14 protein-coding genes are annotated in these 16,090 nt (G+C 60.6%); 10 read left to right on the top strand and 4 right to left on the bottom strand.

Translation table 11 applies throughout. The annotated features are described in order from the left end of the window. Positions 1–4: 4 nt before the first annotated feature. From K0F88_RS16920 to K0F88_RS16880, 9 genes are all read left to right on the top strand, one after another. Positions 5–1,138: a mannuronate-specific alginate lyase gene (locus tag K0F88_RS16920; protein ID WP_219095785.1), complete on the top strand. Its 1,134-nt coding sequence runs from the start codon at positions 5–7 to the stop codon at positions 1,136–1,138. Positions 1,139–1,429: 291 nt separating this feature from the next. After that, on the top strand, positions 1,430–2,995 hold the full coding sequence (locus K0F88_RS16915; RefSeq protein WP_219095784.1) for an MBOAT family protein: 1,566 nt from the start codon (positions 1,430–1,432) through the stop codon (positions 2,993–2,995). Between the two features lie 11 nt (positions 2,996–3,006). Next, positions 3,007–4,182 (top strand): alginate O-acetyltransferase, encoded by a 1,176-nt coding sequence (locus tag K0F88_RS16910; RefSeq protein ID WP_219095783.1) that lies wholly within the window; start codon positions 3,007–3,009, stop codon positions 4,180–4,182. A 14-nt stretch (positions 4,183–4,196) separates the two neighbouring features. Then, complete coding sequence (locus tag K0F88_RS16905) at positions 4,197–4,850, top strand: alginate O-acetyltransferase AlgF (protein WP_131063359.1); 654 nt, start codon at positions 4,197–4,199, stop codon at positions 4,848–4,850. Between the two features lie 207 nt (positions 4,851–5,057). Then, positions 5,058–6,509 carry a mannose-1-phosphate guanylyltransferase/mannose-6-phosphate isomerase gene (locus K0F88_RS16900; protein WP_219095782.1) on the top strand — a complete coding sequence of 484 codons (1,452 nt, stop codon included), beginning with the start codon at positions 5,058–5,060 and terminating at the stop codon, positions 6,507–6,509. A gap of 297 nt (positions 6,510–6,806) precedes the next feature. Beyond that, positions 6,807–7,271 (top strand): multidrug transporter, encoded by a 465-nt coding sequence (locus K0F88_RS16895; protein WP_219095781.1) that lies wholly within the window; start codon positions 6,807–6,809, stop codon positions 7,269–7,271. A gap of 35 nt (positions 7,272–7,306) precedes the next feature. Beyond that, complete coding sequence (locus K0F88_RS16890; protein WP_219095780.1) at positions 7,307–8,131, top strand: SDR family oxidoreductase; 825 nt, start codon at positions 7,307–7,309, stop codon at positions 8,129–8,131. 51 nt (positions 8,132–8,182) lie between these two features. Next, complete coding sequence (locus K0F88_RS16885; RefSeq protein ID WP_094469020.1) at positions 8,183–8,581, top strand: DUF4440 domain-containing protein; 399 nt, start codon at positions 8,183–8,185, stop codon at positions 8,579–8,581. A 214-nt stretch (positions 8,582–8,795) separates the two neighbouring features. Then, positions 8,796–9,467, top strand: a complete 672-nt coding sequence (locus tag K0F88_RS16880; protein WP_219095779.1) for a hypothetical protein — start codon at positions 8,796–8,798, stop codon at positions 9,465–9,467. A gap of 55 nt (positions 9,468–9,522) precedes the next feature. Here K0F88_RS16880 and K0F88_RS16875 read toward each other — a convergent pair whose 3' ends face one another. The 4 genes from K0F88_RS16875 to K0F88_RS16860 form a co-directional block, all read right to left on the bottom strand. Then, positions 9,523–10,383 (bottom strand): HlyD family secretion protein, encoded by an 861-nt coding sequence (locus tag K0F88_RS16875; RefSeq protein ID WP_219095778.1) that lies wholly within the window; start codon positions 10,381–10,383, stop codon positions 9,523–9,525. Positions 10,384–10,394: 11 nt separating this feature from the next. Further along, complete coding sequence (locus K0F88_RS16870; protein WP_007896379.1) at positions 10,395–10,595, bottom strand: DUF1656 domain-containing protein; 201 nt, start codon at positions 10,593–10,595, stop codon at positions 10,395–10,397. Continuing rightward, positions 10,585–12,777, bottom strand: a complete 2,193-nt coding sequence (locus K0F88_RS16865) for an FUSC family protein (protein WP_219095777.1) — start codon at positions 12,775–12,777, stop codon at positions 10,585–10,587. Before K0F88_RS16865 ends, K0F88_RS16870 begins: the two co-directional genes overlap by 11 nt. Positions 12,778–12,952: 175 nt before the next feature. Further along, positions 12,953–14,464, bottom strand: a complete 1,512-nt coding sequence (locus K0F88_RS16860) for an efflux transporter outer membrane subunit (protein WP_219095776.1) — start codon at positions 14,462–14,464, stop codon at positions 12,953–12,955. A 187-nt stretch (positions 14,465–14,651) separates the two neighbouring features. Here K0F88_RS16860 and K0F88_RS16855 point away from each other — a divergent pair, with 187 nt between their 5' ends. Then, positions 14,652–15,620 carry a LysR family transcriptional regulator gene (locus tag K0F88_RS16855; protein WP_010463147.1) on the top strand — a complete coding sequence of 323 codons (969 nt, stop codon included), beginning with the start codon at positions 14,652–14,654 and terminating at the stop codon, positions 15,618–15,620. Positions 15,621–16,090 lie beyond the last annotated feature (470 nt).

Below are 16,090 nucleotides of genomic sequence, written 5' to 3'. Positions count from 1 at the left end.
TCTTATGACATGCATGCAAACCCGAACTTTGAAAAAGTTACTCGCGCCCTCCCTGCTGACGTTGGCGATGTTCGCCGGCGCCACCCAGGCCGCCGCGCCACTGCGTCCGCCACAGGGTTACTTCGCGCCGATTGAAAAAGTCAAAACCGGCGACAAGAGCGAAGGCTGTGATGCGGTGCCGACGCCATACACCGGCTCGCTGCAATTTCGCAGCAAGTACGAAGGCTCCGACAAGGCCCGTTCGACCCTGAACGAAGCCTCGGAAAAAGCTTTCCGCGACACCACCGCCGACATCACCAAGATTGAGCGCGGCACCAGCAAGCGCGTGATGCAGTACATGCGTGACGGTCGTCCGGAACAACTGGAATGCACTTTGAACTGGTTGACCGCCTGGGCCAAGGCCGATGCGTTGATGTCCAAGGACTTCAACCACACCGGCAAGTCCATGCGCAAATGGGCGTTGGGCAGCATGGCCTCGTCGTACATTCGCCTGAAGTTCTCTGACTCGCACCCGTTGGCGAACCATCAGCAAGAGTCGCAATTGATCGAAGCCTGGTTCAGCAAAATGGCGGATCAGGTGGTCAGTGATTGGGACAACCTGCCGCTGGAAAAAACCAACAACCACTCGTACTGGTCCGCCTGGTCGGTGATGGCAACGTCCATCGCCACCAACCGCCGCGACCTGTTCGACTGGTCGGTGAAGGAATTCAAGGTCGCCGCCAATCAAATTGACGCCCAGGGTTTCCTGCCCAACGAACTCAAGCGCCAGCAACGCGCCCTCGCCTATCACAACTACGCCCTGCCGCCGCTGGCGATGATCGCCAGTTTCGCCCAGGTCAACGGTGTGGATTTGCGCCAGGAAAACAACGGCGCGCTGAAACGCCTGGGTGATCGAGTGCTATCGGGGGTAGAAGACCCGGACGAATTCGAGAAGAAGAACGGTAAAGAACAGGACATGACCGACCTCAAGGTCGATTCGAAATTCGCCTGGCTCGAACCGTTCTGCACGCTCTACACCTGCTCGCCGGATGTGCTCGAGAAAAAACACGAGATGCAGCCGTTCAAGACCTTCCGCCTCGGGGGTGACCTGACCAAGGTCTACGACCCGGCCAACGAAAAAGGCAAAAAAGGTTCGTGAGTTGTGGTGGGGCTGAAAACCAGCCCTCACCCTAACCCTCTCCCCGGAGGGGCGAGGGGACTGACCGTGATGTCTGTTCGAGTACCGGCGACCTGAAATATCGAGTCGATCTCTGGTTCTGAAAACGACAGAGATCAGGCGCCCTCTCCCCTCTAGGGAGAGGGCGGGGGGTGAGGGGTTGGTCTTGAGGCCAACCACACCCTCAAGGAAACATCGTTTTACCCCTCGATTTCGATGGGGGGTTTGGGGGGGCTGCGGCCCTTGACTGTGGTTAAACATGGAGAGACCGGGATGGTATTTTCATCCAACGTGTTCCTGTTTTTGTTCCTGCCGATCTTTCTCGGCATGTACTACTTGAGCGGAATACGCTATCGCAACCTGCTGCTGCTGCTCGCCAGCTACCTGTTCTATGCCTGGTGGCGTGTGGACTTCCTTGCGCTGTTCGCAGCCGTCACGTTGTGGAACTACTGGATCGGCCTCAAAGTCGGTGCAGCAGGCGTTCGGACCAAACCGGCACAACGCTGGTTGCTCCTGGGCGTGGCCGTCGACCTGTGCATCCTCGGCTACTTCAAGTACGCCAACTTCGGCGTCGACAGCATCAACGCGATGATGACGTCGGTCGGTCTGTCGCCGTTCATCCTGACCCACGTGCTGTTGCCGATCGGGATCTCGTTCTACATCTTCGAGTCCATCAGCTACATCATCGACGTCTACCGCGGTGACACCCCGGCGACGCGCAACCTGATCGACTTTGCCGCATTCGTGGCGATCTTCCCGCACTTGATCGCCGGCCCGGTGTTGCGTTTTCGCGACCTCGCCGACCAGTTCAACAACCGCACCCACACCCTCGACAAGTTCTCCGAAGGTGCCACGCGGTTCATGCAGGGTTTCATCAAAAAGGTCTTCATCGCCGACACCCTCGCGGTGGTGGCCGACCATTGCTTCGCCTTGCAGAACCCGACCACGGGCGACGCCTGGCTGGGCGCCCTCGCCTACACCGCGCAGTTGTATTTCGACTTCTCCGGCTACAGCGACATGGCCATCGGCCTGGGCTTGATGATGGGTTTCCGCTTCATGGAAAACTTCAAGCAGCCGTACATCAGCCAGTCGATCACCGAGTTCTGGCGTCGCTGGCACATCAGCCTGTCGACCTGGTTGCGTGACTATCTGTACATCACCCTCGGCGGCAACCGTAAAGGCACGCTGATGACCTATCGCAACCTGTTCCTGACCATGCTGCTCGGTGGTCTGTGGCATGGCGCGAACATCACCTACATCGTCTGGGGTGCGTGGCACGGCATGTGGCTGGCGATCGAAAAGGCCCTGGGCCTGAACACCTCGCCACGCAGCATCAACCCGATCCGCTGGGCCCTGACTTTCCTGCTCGTGGTCATGGGCTGGGTGATCTTCCGCTCGGAAAACCTGCACGTCGCCGGTCGCATGTACGGCGCGATGTTCAGCTTCGGCGAATGGTCACTGTCGGAACTCAACGCGGCCAGCCTCACCGGCCTGCAAGTGGCGACCCTGGTGGTGGCTTACATGACCCTGGCGTTCTTCGGCATCCGCGATTTCTACAGCAACCTGCCGCCTGAAAAGACCAAGCCTGTTGTGAACGTCGAGGCCGATGGCCCGGCCACCGCGACGCCTGGAATGATCAAAGCCGTGCCGGGCGACAACCCGGGCAGCATCCACGAGCCTGGTTACACCGTCGGCGTTGAAGCGACTGTGCAACCGGCTTACTGGACGGCGGACTGGTCGCGTTACGTGATGCGCACGCTGGTACTGGTGCTGTTCATCGCCTCGATTTTCAAACTCTCGGCGCAAAGCTTCTCGCCGTTCCTTTACTTCCAGTTCTGAGGGATCTGACCATGACCCGCTCATTACGTATCTTCTACATCGCCCTGTTCATGGTGACCCTGCTGGTGCTGGGGCTGTGGTCGACGCGCAGCTTCTTCGGCTTCAGCACCAACGCCGATGCGACGGTGCTCAATGGCCGCTGGGCCAAAGCCGTGGAAACCCATTACGACGAAGAGTTCCCGATCAAGCGCCTGGGCACCAACCTTTGGGCCGCGCTGGATTTTAAACTGTTCAACGAGGGTCGTCCGGGCGTGGTGCTCGGTCGCGATCAGTGGTTGTACAGCGATGAAGAATTCAACCCGATCGTCAACGAAGAGTTGAATCTGCAAGGCAACTACGCGCTGGTCGAAGGCGTGCGCCAGGAGCTCAAAGCCAAAGGCGTGAAACTGGTGATGGCGATCGTGCCGGCCAAGACGCGTCTGTACCCGGAACACCTGGGCGAAGTGAAGCCTTCGAGCATTCACGCCAACCTCTATGAAGACTTCCACGCTCGCGTGGCGGCCAACAAGATCATCGCGCCCGACCTGTTCGGTCCGATGCTGAAAGCCAAGCTGGACGGTCAGCAAGTGTTCTTGCGCACCGACACCCACTGGACCCCGGAAGGCGCACAAATCGCCGCCGAGACCCTGGCCAAAACCATTGCCGAGAAAACTCCGCTCAGCGGCGAGCCGCAACGCTTCGTCACCGAACCTGCGGAGAAGGTCACGCACAAGGGCGACCTGCGGTTGTTCCTGCCGCTGGACCCGCTGTTCGAAAACCTGATGCCGAAGACTGAACCTTTACAAAAGCGCAACACCGTGGTGGCGCAAGACCAGCCTGCCGGTGATGACGCGCTATTCGCCAACACCGAAGTGCCGGTGGCCCTGATCGGCACCAGCTACAGCGCCAACCCTAACTGGAACTTCGTCGGGGCGCTGAAACAAGCGTTGCAAAGCGACGTGGTCAATTACGCCGAAGACGGCCACGGCCCGATTCTGCCGATGCTCAGCTACCTGAAAAGTGATGCTTTCAAGAACAGCCCGCCACAGGTGCTGATCTGGGAGTTTCCTGAACGTTATCTGCCTGTGAACAACGAAATCGGCGACGCCGACCCGCAGTGGGTCGCAGAGCTCAAAGAAGCCGGCGCCCGCCAACAAAACGTAGCCGCAAACACTAAATCCGAGACGCCCGACCGGGCGCAAAACTGAAAGAGAGGTACACCATGACTTTCACTACTACTCCTCGCCGTCTCGCCAAGACCTTCGCACTCGTTGCAGGCATGAGCGTGTTGTCGATGTCCGCCTTCGCTGGCGACGCCGCACTCTATGGCCCGACTGCACCAAAAGGTTCGAGCTTCGTGCGTGTCTACAACGCCGGTAACGCTGAAGTCAGCGCCACCGTCGGCACCACCAACCTGGCCGAAGTCGCGCCGCTGTCCAGCACTGACTTCAGCTTCATGCCGGGCGGCGACTACAGCGCCAAGGTCGGCAGCCAGACCCTGCCGGTGAAACTGGCCGGTGACCACTATTACACCCTGGTCAACAACGCCAGCGGCGCGCCGCAACTGATCGAAGAACCGCCGTTCAAGAACAAGCAGAAATCCCTGGTTCGCGTGCAGAACCTCAGCGACAAGGCCCTGACCCTGAAAACCGCTGACGGCAAGACCGAAGTGGTCCCGTCCGTGGCGGCCAAAGGCCGTGGCGAACGTGAAATCAACCCGGTCAAAGTCAGCCTGGCCCTGTACGACGGCGCGACCAAAGTCGGCGACGTGAAACCGGTTGCCCTGGAACGCGGTGAAGCCGCCGTGCTGTACGTCACCGGTAAAGGCAGCAGCTTGTCGCCAGTCTGGGTAAAACGCCCGGTTTCGACGCGCTAACACATTTGTCCGGCTGACCCGTTTCGATGTGGGAGCGGGCTTGCCCGCGATGCAGACGACTCGGTGCAACAGATGCACCGAGGTGATGCCATCGCAGGCAAGCCAGCTCCCACAGTGGACCGAGGTCATCCGGACACGGAATAAGAACAAGAGTGAAACGACAGAACGCAGTAGCTCTGACCCATACGATTTTCAAGGAGTAACAACATGATTCCGGTGATCTTGTCAGGTGGTAGCGGCTCACGTCTTTGGCCGCTTTCGCGTAAGCAATTCCCTAAACAGTTCCTCGCCCTGACCGGCGAACACACGCTGTTCCAGCAAACCCTGGAACGCCTGGTGTTCGAAGGCATGGACTCCCCGATCGTGGTCTGCAACAAGGACCACCGCTTCATCGTCAACGAGCAGCTGAGCACCCGTAAGCTCGAAGTGCAGCGCATCCTGATGGAACCGTTCGGTCGCAACACCGCGCCGGCCGTGGCCCTGACCGCGATGATGCTGGTCAACGAAGGTCGTGACGAATTGATGCTGGTGCTGCCGGCCGACCACGTGCTGGATGACCAGAAAGCCTTGCAACGCGCACTGGCACTGGCCACCGTCGCTGCGGAAAACGGCGAAATGGTGTTGTTCGGCGTACCGGCCACCAAACCGGAAACCGGTTACGGCTACATCAAATCGACCGCCGACTCGCTGCTGCCCGAAGGCGTCAGCCGTGTCTCGCACTTCGTCGAAAAACCGGACGTGAAACGCGCCACCGAGTTCGTCCAGTCCGGCGGTTACTTCTGGAACAGCGGCATGTTCCTGTTCCGTGCCAGCCGCTTCCTGGAAGAGCTGAAAAAACACGATCCGGACATCTACGACACCTGCCTGCTGACCCTTGAGCGCAGCGAGCAAGATGCCGACACCATCACCTTCGACGAAGCCACCTTCGCCTGCTGCCCGGACAACTCCATCGACTACGCGGTGATGGAAAAAACCCAGCGCGCCTGCGTCGTACCGCTGACTGCCGGCTGGAGTGATGTCGGTTGCTGGGCGTCGTTGTGGGAAGTGAATGAAAAAGACCTCAACGGCAACGTCACCAAAGGCGACGTGGTCATCCAGGACAGCAAAAACTGCATGATCCACGGCAACGGCAAACTGGTGTCGGTGATCGGCCTGGAAAACATCGTGGTCGTCGAAACCAAGGACGCCATGATGATCGCCCACAAGGACTCGGTCCAAGGCGTGAAACAGATGGTCAACACCCTGAACGAACAGGGCCGCAGCGAAACCCAGAATCACTGCGAAGTCTATCGTCCGTGGGGCTCCTACGACTCGGTGGACATGGGCGGCCGTTTCCAGGTCAAGCACATCTCGGTCAAACCGGGCGCGTGCCTGTCCCTGCAAATGCACCACCACCGCGCCGAACACTGGATCGTGGTCAGCGGCACCGCCGAAGTGACCTGCGACGAAAACGTGTTCCTGCTCTGCGAAAACCAGTCGACCTACATCCCGATCGCTTCGGTTCACCGTCTGCGCAACCCGGGCAAGATTCCACTCGAGATCATCGAAGTGCAATCGGGCAGCTACCTGGGCGAAGACGATATCGAGCGGTTCGAAGATATCTACGGTCGCTCTACCCCGATCGAACGTGGCGTGTCGGTGAAAACCATCGCGCAGTAAGCGTTAAGTAAAAACAAAAAGCCCCCGTCCAGTCCGCTGCGTTTTCCCTATCCGCAGCGGGTGGGTCGGGGGCTTTTTTTTTGTCTGGTTTTTTCGCTGCCTCGGCTGGCCTCATCGCGAGCAAGCTCGCTCCCACAGGGTTTTCGGTGAGTCACAGATCTTGGGGCCGACTCCGGTCCACTGTGGGAGCGAGCTTGCTCGCGATGGAGCCAGTCAGAACACCGCCAGCATCAATCCCATCGCCACCTCATCCAGGCTTAGGTAGGATGCTCGCATCCCTTTCCGAGGTTTTGCGTCATGTTCATCGGCGTCTTGCTGGTCATCACCTGGCTGATCCTGTTGCTGCGCTACCCGGCCAAGGCCTTGCCCGTCTCTGTGGCGGCCGCCATCGGGCTGGGTTTGGTGGCCACGTGGGTGATCTGGCTGGATAACCGCGAGGTCAAGCAACTGGCGCGCCTGGAGTTGCGCATCACCTACGCGCCGGAACACTGCCCGGCGGATCGACCGTTGAAGCTGACCATGAACAACGGCAACGACGTGCCACTGACCGAGTTGCGTTGGCGCGTCGCCGCATATGCGCCGGGCGATACGGTCAATCTGGCCGACAATCAATACGCCGCCCCGCGCTATCGCGGCCCCGGCGAACTGCAAGCCGGCGCCAACTGGGAAGACTGCTTGCCCCTGCCGCCACTGCGCCCTGGCTATCGCCCGCAAACCCTGGAGTTTCGCGCCGAGCGTTTGCAGGGTAGTTTCTCCGACTGATCCCCCCCTACTTCTTTTTGCACAAGGACCGCGCCATGCCCGTTGCGTTGATTACCGGTTGCTCCAGCGGCATTGGCCGCGCCCTCGCCGATGTGTTCAGAGGTGCCGGCTACGAAGTCTGGGCCAGCGCCCGCAAGGCTGAAGATGTGGCCGCATTAGCCACCGCCGGTTTCACGGCCGTGCAGCTGGACGTCAACGACGGCGCGGCGCTTGAACAGTTGAGCGAGCGAATCAACCAGCAACATGGCGGCCTTGATGTGCTGATCAACAACGCCGGTTATGGCGCCATGGGGCCGCTGCTGGACGGCGGTGTGCCGGCGATGCAGCGGCAGTTCGAAACCAATGTGTTTGCGATTGTCGGTGTGACCCGCGCACTGTTTCCGGTGCTGCGTCGGGCCAAAGGGATCGTGGTGAACATCGGCAGCGTTTCGGGGGTGTTGGTCACACCGTTTGCCGGCGCGTATTGCGCCTCGAAAGCCGCTGTCCATGCCTTGAGCGATGCATTGCGCATGGAGCTGGCGCCGTTCGGTATCCGTGTGATGGAGGTGCAGCCAGGCGCGATCGAGTCCAGCTTCGCCAAGAATGCCGGGCATGAGGCGGAGCAGTTGATCACCGAGCAATCGCCGTGGTTTCCGCTGCGTGAAGGCATTCGTGCGCGGGCCAAGGCCTCACAGGACAAACCGACGCCGGCCAAAGAGTTTGCCGTTGGTTTGCTCAAGGCTGTGCAACAAAGCAAACCACCGCGGCTGATTCGCCTGGGCAATGGCAGCCGGGCGTTGCCGTTGTTGGCGGGGTTGCTGCCTAAGGGATTGTTGGAGGCGGGGTTGATGAAGCGGTTCGGGTTGAAGGGGTCACTCTAAGACCGAGTCGACGCTATCGCGAGCAGGCTCGCAAAAACTCAGGAAACAACCATGACCGACTACACCGAGTACTTCGACGAAGTGATCCAGGCCCACGTCGCCATCGAACAATGGCTGGCCGAGGACCAGGACGAGTCCGCACTTGAACGCCTGCTGACCCGATTTTCGCCGCAGTTTTCCATGATCTCGCCCCTCGGTCGGGTGCTGGATTTTGAGGCATTGAGCGAGTTGTTCCTGCTGGCCGGCGGGAAGAAGCTCGGCTTCAGGATCGAGCTTAGTGAGTTGCGAGGTATTGCGCTGTACGACGGTGGCGCGGTGGTGAGCTATCGCGAGCAGCAGACGGATGCGACGGGGTTGCATTCGGATCGGCGATCAACGGTGGTGTTCGAAAAGCAGGCATCCGGTCCAGTAATCTGGCGGCATTTGCATGAGACGTTTTGCAAGGAGTAAGACGCGGGTCGCGTCGGACCACACCCTTCAGACACAACATTTAGCCCCTGTCTACTGTCAGAGTTGACAGTAGACAACCTCCATCAGGTCAGCACAAAGTCGAGGCACTGAAAACAGGTGAGTAATGAGGACAGGGCCTGGGGCTCGACGCCATTAGTCATCCGAGATCAATTTACGCCCCGGCAACTAACCCTTGATGCAGGAGGGAGTCGACATGATGGCCCAGTCCCTACCCGATGTTCCCAGCGATAAAGCGCAAGACCGTTATGAAACCTGGAACCCGGACCAGCTTAAATTCGCTGCGCCAGGCAATGCCGGGGGTGTTAAAACTGCCGCGGCCAATGGCCGGGTCTTTATGGTTGGCTGGTCAACATCACCTGACTGCCTGGCTCCACACATAGCGATTCTGTGCATAGATAGCCGCGGAAGCTGGGACAAAAACTTCGGTGACAATGGGCGAGTCATCGTCAAAAACACAAGCGGTCGCCATCCCTGCATTGGCGGATCGCCAGTGATAAACACCCTTGCCGGTGGAAGCATTATCGTTGGGGCCAATTACGTGACAGGCGTGCCTGATGTCGAAACAGCGACGCTTCTCAAATTTGACGCATTGGGCTTCCCGGTAAAAACGTTCGGAAAAGAGGGACGGGTTGAAATAAAACTGCCCGATGCAACAACCTCCACCGCTCTGAACGATTGCCACATCCTGTCCAGCGGCCGGATCCTGGTTGCCGGCCATGCGCTGGCGCAGGGCGAAATGAAACACGGTTTTGTGGCAATGCTGAACCCGGACGGGACACTCAGCTCAAAGTTCGGTACTGCCGGAATCCTCCTGGTCAATGGCCAAAATGCAGACACCGAATTCGATGCGTTGCGCAAAGCCTGACGGCAAGTGAGGTGCAGGCACCTTAATCCAGAGCCATGGCTCGCCGAAATCTGTGTTACTCGGAACCCTGCTTTACCACCACCGTACACGTGATCCCCGCCGCCAAAAGAACACCTTCCGGCACTTCATCAATGTGAATCCGCACTGGCACTCGCTGCGCCAGGCGCACCCAGTTGAACGTCGGATTCACGTCCGCAATCAGCTCGCGGCTCTCCGGGTTGTCCCGGTCGTAGATGCCACGGGAGATGCTTTCCACATGCCCCTTCAACACTTCCCCACTCATTAGCTGCATGTCGGCCTTGTCGCCCACCCGCACGTGCGGCAGTTTGGTTTCCTCGAAGAAGCCATAGACCCAGAACGAGTTCATATCGACCACGGCCATTTTCGCTTCGCCGATGCGCGCGTAGTCGCCGCGATGTACGTTGAGGTTGGTGACATAGCCGTCCACCGCAGCACGGACCTCAGTGCGTTTGAGGTTCAGTTCAGCGGCTTCCAGTTGTGCCTGGGCATGTTGGTAATCGGCCAGGGCCGAGTCGGCGATGTTGCTGGCGTCGTCGCGGTTTTCCTTCGAGATCACCAAGGCGTCCATGTCGGCGCGGCGATGGGCGTTGACCTTGCGCATCTCCCACGTTGACTTGCGCGAGGCCACCAGGGCCTGCGCCTGTTTGACCGCGATGCGGTAGTGCTCGGGGTCGATGCGCATCAGCAGATCACCCTTCTTCACTTGTTGGTTGTCACGCACCGGCACATCCACCACTTCGCCGGTGACGTCGGCGGCGACGTTGATGATGTCGGCGCGCACCCGGCCGTCGCGGGTCCACGGCGTGTCCATGTAATGCACCCAGAGGGTGCGGCCGATCCCTATCGCGAGGGCCAGCACCAGCAGGGTGGCGAGCAGGCTGAAAAGCTTTTTCATGAGGAGCGTTCTCAACGGTAGACAGTCAGCGCCAGGGCGCCGAACAGACAGGTAAACAGGCTCAGGCGCAGCAGCGCCGGGTGCCAGAAGAAACGGTACAGATCGAACCCGGACAAAAACCGGTCCAGCGCCCAGGCCAGCGCCGCAGCGATGAAAAACATCAGCGTCATGGTCGGCATGTACACGCCGTGGAAGGCGATTTCACGAGGCATGTTCAAGTCCTTGGGGCGAAGTGCTGGCGTAGGCGGAGAGCGGTGATTGCGGGTCCAGCAGCGAGGTGCGGATGAAGTGCAGATAACTCTTCACCCGACGCAAAGCCGAGGTGTCGAAGTGCGGCGCGAACGGTTCGTCGGTGGCCTGCACGCGACTGATGGCATGGTCGACCGCGATCAAGCCGCGCTCCAGATTGCTCTGGCTCGGTTGCAGGAACAGCCGCACCAGCGAGCGGCCCATCACGCGGATTGCCTGGCGCCACGGCTGGGATTCGGCGTAGGCCGGATGCACCGGCAGAATCGCTTGTTCCTTGCGCAACTCGATGATCGCGTGGCCGACTTCCAGCACCACGAACATCCAGCGCAGCAAGTCCCGTTGCACCTGCGGCTGACCCACTGCGAGGCCGTAAGCCTGATGCAGCAAGTCCCGGGTCCGGCTTTCGAAACTCGACGCCAGGCCCTTGAGCTTTCCGCTGATCGCATACACCACTTGCCCGCGCAAATCCTGCTCGAGCCGGCGCCACAACCAGCGGCTGTTCGGCGGCAGAATAATCGCCCCGGCCGCCGCGCACACCAGCATGCCGAGCACCATGGCGATGTAGTCGTTGATGAACGCGTAAGGGTTGTAGACGGTGAGGTTGTCCGGCACCGAACCGGTGCTGAAGAAGATCAGCAGCCCGAGGCCGACACCGGCGTATTGCGGCCGCGATGTGAGGAACGAACCGAGGACGATCACCGGTGCGAGCATCACGCACAGCAACGGAAAACCGTCGATCCACGGGAAGATGAAAAACATCTCGACGAAGCCGATCAGCGCCCCGAGGAACGTCCCGCACGCCATCTGAAAAGCCATGCGTTTCGGGTTCGGTGTCGCGGCTGAAAGGCCGACGGTAGCCGCCGCGATCAGCGTCATGGTCGCCCCGCTCGGCCATGCCGTCGCCACCCAATAACTGCCCAGCACCAGCAGAATGAACGCCGCCCGAATCCCCGACGCCGCCGAGGCCATCCAGTTGGTTTGCGGGGTGAACGGCTCGTCCCATTGCTCGCGCGCATGACTGTGATCGGCCAGTGACGCGTGGGTCTGTGCATAACTGTGCAACTCGTCGACGAAGCGATAGAGCAGTTCGTAGGCGGTGTGGAAATCGAGCTGCTCGGCGTCGCTCGGATCACTTTCCTGAAAGGTCGTCCGCAGGCTGCGAACCCGCGCCGGCAGGTTCTCCTTGTAGGTCGCCAATGCGCTGGCCAGGCGCGCGGCGTCGGGGCTGGTCAAGGCGCGACCGCTGAAGCCGTCGAGCAATTCTGCCAGGTCCTGCAACCCCGGTTTGATCGCCGCCACCACATGGTCAGCGCCGCTGCTGCGCAAGCGTTCGAGCAATTGGTGTAAGGCGTTGAACCGCGTGGTGATGCCCATGAACTCGCTGTTCAAGCGACTCAGTCGTCCGTTGCGCCGGCGCATGTGCGGGTCTTCGAACACGGTGACGCTGCGCAGCCCTTCCAGCCCGACAGCCTCGGCGATAAAGCGCACGTTACTCGCTTCGAAAGCCTCGCGTTTGCTGCGACCGCGCAGGCCATCGGTGACGAACAAAGCGAACACGCCGAAACGCTGATACAAGGCGTTGCGCATCGCCGCGCTGGCGGTCTGCGGCAGGATCGCGGCGCTGACCACGGTGGCGCAGAGAATCCCCAGGGAGATTTCCAGTACGCGCCAGACCGCCGCCATGAACGCGCCGTCCGGGTGGGCCAACGCCGGCAAACCGACCATCGCGGCAGTGTACCCGGCGAGTACAAAACCGTAGGCGCGAAAGTTGCGATAACGCGCCGCACCGGCCGAGCAAATGCCCACCCAAATCGCCAGCGAGCCGAGGAACAGTTCGGTGTTTTGGGCGAACAGGGCAATCAGCGCCACCATCACCGCCGACCCGGTCAGCGTGCCCAGGAAGCGGTAAAAACTCTTGGCGAACACCTGGCCGCTTTGCGGTTGCATGACGATGAACACGGTGATCATCGCCGTGCGTGGTTGCGGCAACTCCAGACGCATTGCCAGCCACAGGGTCAGGAACGCGGCGAACAGCACTTTGAAAATGTAGACCCAGGTCACGCCGTCGCTGCGTGCCCAGTCAAAGAAACCCCGGCGCCATTCAAGGGAATACAGCCAGCGCAGAGGTGCGGGCGTGGGAGTCATGAGTATCCTGGAAGCACGTGAGGCAAAAGAGATTCTGTGGCGAGCGAGCTTGCTCGCGCCGGGCTGCGTAGCGGCCCCAATATTCGGGCAGCCACCTCACATTTTGTGAGTGCTGCGCACTCAAGCGGGAGCAAGCTCCCTCGCCACAAATGCGGATGAACCTGGAACATCGTGTTCAATTCGAGAGGCTCTTTAAAAGGGCCGGGGTTTTCGGCGCCTGGGTCTGGCTGTCCGTCGGCACATCGGTCCCCGCCCCCAGCCCGCCACCCAGCGCGGTCACCAATTCGGCATGGGCACTCAGGCGTGCGGCCTGAACCTGCTGCTGAACCTGCTGCTGCTTGAACAACAAGGTCTGCGCATTGAGCACGTTCAGGTAATCGGTGAGCCCGCGCTGATACGCGACCATCGCGATGTCATAAGTCTTCTGCGCAGTGGCCACCGACTCGGCGGCGAAGGTTTGCTGCTTGTCCATGGACTCGCGGCGGATCAACTGGTCGGAGATGTTTTTCAGCGCGTTGACCAGCGTCTGGTTGTACCTGGCCACAGCGATGTCATACCCGGCCGAGGCTTCGCCCAGCTCCGAACGCAAGCGCCCGCCGTCGAAGATCGGCAACGAGATCGCCGGGCCGACGCTGTAGTTGAGTTTCTTGCCGGTCAAAAACTCCAGCGCCCCACCGCCGGTGGCCATGTAGCCGAGGCTGCCGACCAGATCGACGTTGGGGTAGAAACCGGCATGGGCAACATCAATGCCACGCGCCTGGGCCGCGACTTGCCAGCGACTGGCGACCACGTCCGGGCGTTGACCGAGCAATTGTGCGGGCAGCGCCGACGGCAGTTTCAGCCGCGCGGCCAATGACAATGTGGGTCGTTGCAACTGCCCGCCATCGCCCGGGCCTTTCCCGGCGAGGGCCGCCAATTGGTTACGGCTCAGGGCGATTTCTTCGTCCAGCGCATCGATCTGGCGATGGGTTTCCGGTAAGGGCGTTTCTGCCTGACTGACCTCGAAATGGGTGCCGATGCCGCCGTTCAGGCGTTTTTGCGCCAGATCGAGAATTTGCTGCTGCTGTTTCAGGGTCGCCTCGACAATGTCCCGCTGCGCGTAGTGCAACGACAGTTCGATGTAGGCGCGCACGATGTTGTTCTGCAATTCGAGCTGGGCCAGACGCGCTTCGGCGACCGTCATATGCGCCAAGTCCACGGCGCGCTCGGTGGCGTTGCTTTCGCGGCCCCAGAGGTCCAGGGCGTAGCTGAAACCCAGCGCGGCGTTGTTGTCCCAGGTGGTCGTGTTGGCCAACTCGCCCGGCCCGTAGAACTGATCGGTGGGCCAGTTGTGGCGTTTGAGGGTGGATTCGCCATTGACCTGCAATGACTCGGCGGACTCGGCGATGCCGGCGATGGACCTGGCCTGCCGCACCCGCGCGGCGGCCATGGCCATGGTCGGGCTGCCTTGCACGGCGAGGTCGATCCAGCGGTTCAGTTGCGGGTCGCCATAGGCCTGCCACCATTGCGCGGTGGGCCAGTGAGCGTCCTGCGCGGCGCTCTGGATGGCGTCGTCGGTGGCCAGTGAATCGGCCTCCAGTGCCTTGCCCTGCGGGGCAATTCCTCCGGTTCCGATGCAGCCGCTGAGGGTCAGGGATAAAGCCAGAACACTGAGCGTCTGAAGCGCTCTGTTGATGCGACGCGGCACTGCTGAAAATTCCTGAGGTGGGAGAGGCCCCCTGTAGGAGGTGGGCGCAATTCTAGGGGTGGGTCTTAGTGGCGATAAGCTGGGAATCCTGTGAATCTTTGTTACCGTTAACGCGATAATCCCTTGGTCGGGGTCTCAGTCTCTGAAACCTTGTGTCACAATTTGCCATCGCACCCGAGAGCACCCCATGGACACTTTGCAAAACATGCGCGCCTTCAGTTACGTGGCCGAGGCCGGCAGCTTCACCGCCGCCGCCGTGCAACTGGACACCACCACGGCCAACGTCTCGCGCGCGGTTTCCAACCTGGAAGCCCACCTGCAAACTCGCCTGCTCAACCGCACCACCCGTCGCATCGCCCTGACCGAGGCCGGCAAACGCTATCTGTTGCGTTGCGAACAGATCCTGGCCTACGTCGAAGAAGCCGAAGCCGAGGCCAGCGACGCCCACGCGCGTCCGGCCGGGCAGCTCAAAGTGCACACCATGACCGGCATCGGTCAGCACTTCGTGATCGACGCCATCGCCCGCTACCGCAAGACCCACCCGGACGTGACCTTCGACCTGACCATGGCCAACCGCGTGCCGGACCTGCTCGACGAGGGCTACGACGTGTCCATCGTGCTGGCCAGCGAACTGCCAGACTCGGGCTTCGTCTCCCAGCGCCTGGGCATCACCTACAGCATCGTCTGCGCCTCGCCGGCCTATGTGAAAGCCAACGGCTGCGCACACAAACCCAGCGACTTGCTCAACCACGCGTGCCTGCGCTTGGTGAGCCCGGTGATCCCGCTGGAGAAATGGACCTTCGACGGCCCGGAAGGCCAGGAAATGGTCACCATCAACAGCTCGCCGTTCCTGGTGAACTCGGCCGATGCCATGAAAACCGCAATCATCAGCGGCATGGGCGTCGGCGTGTTGCCGGTGTACGCGGCGATTGAAGGCTTGCGCAACGGCACGCTGGTGCGGGTGATGCCGAACTACCGCTCGCAAGAACTGAATCTGTATGCAATCTACCCGTCGCGGCAGTACCTGGACGCGAAGATCAAGACCTGGGTCGAGTACCTGCGCGGGTCGTTGCCGGAAATATTGGCGGCGCATCAGGCGGAACTGGTGGCGTATGAATTGAGTGGGAGTCTGGGCGGGGTTCGGGTGGCGAACTGATTTCACGGTCCTACAGACGCGGTGATTTTGGGGAATGTTTCCGACGGGTTCTGTCGGTTGTTGGGTCAGACGGGAAATGGGTAGGCTTTGTGGGTCGCTGGCATTTCAGCGATCGGGTCTGGAAAACCCGAAGAAGGATCAATGCACATGACATAATGCGGCGCTTTTTCAGCACCGCGATCTGAGTTATGGCGGCTGTGCGTGGGAGACCTCCGGGTCTGCCGGGTTTGATCCTTTCTCGGTTTTTCCAGTCCGCGTACAGCTGCCACCCCTTCGTCTGGAAAACGAAAAGTGGCAGCTCCTCGACTCTAAGGATCTTTGCCAATGATTAAAGAAACTCCGAATCCCCCGGGAACAGACGACGTTTCCCCGTATGAATCCCTCGATTCCAAAAAACTCCACGATGCCGCCGAGCGCGCACTGGATCATTTCCTCATCCCCGCCGCACTCAGATCCCCTGCCGCGCGCAA

It is taken from the genome of Pseudomonas sp. UMAB-40 (genome assembly GCF_900095275.1).
GTDB classification, from domain to species: Bacteria; Pseudomonadota; Gammaproteobacteria; order Pseudomonadales; family Pseudomonadaceae; genus Aquipseudomonas; species Aquipseudomonas mandelii_B.
The sequence above is the reverse complement of the archived record's forward strand: the minus strand, read 5'-3'. Positions and strand labels throughout refer to the sequence as shown.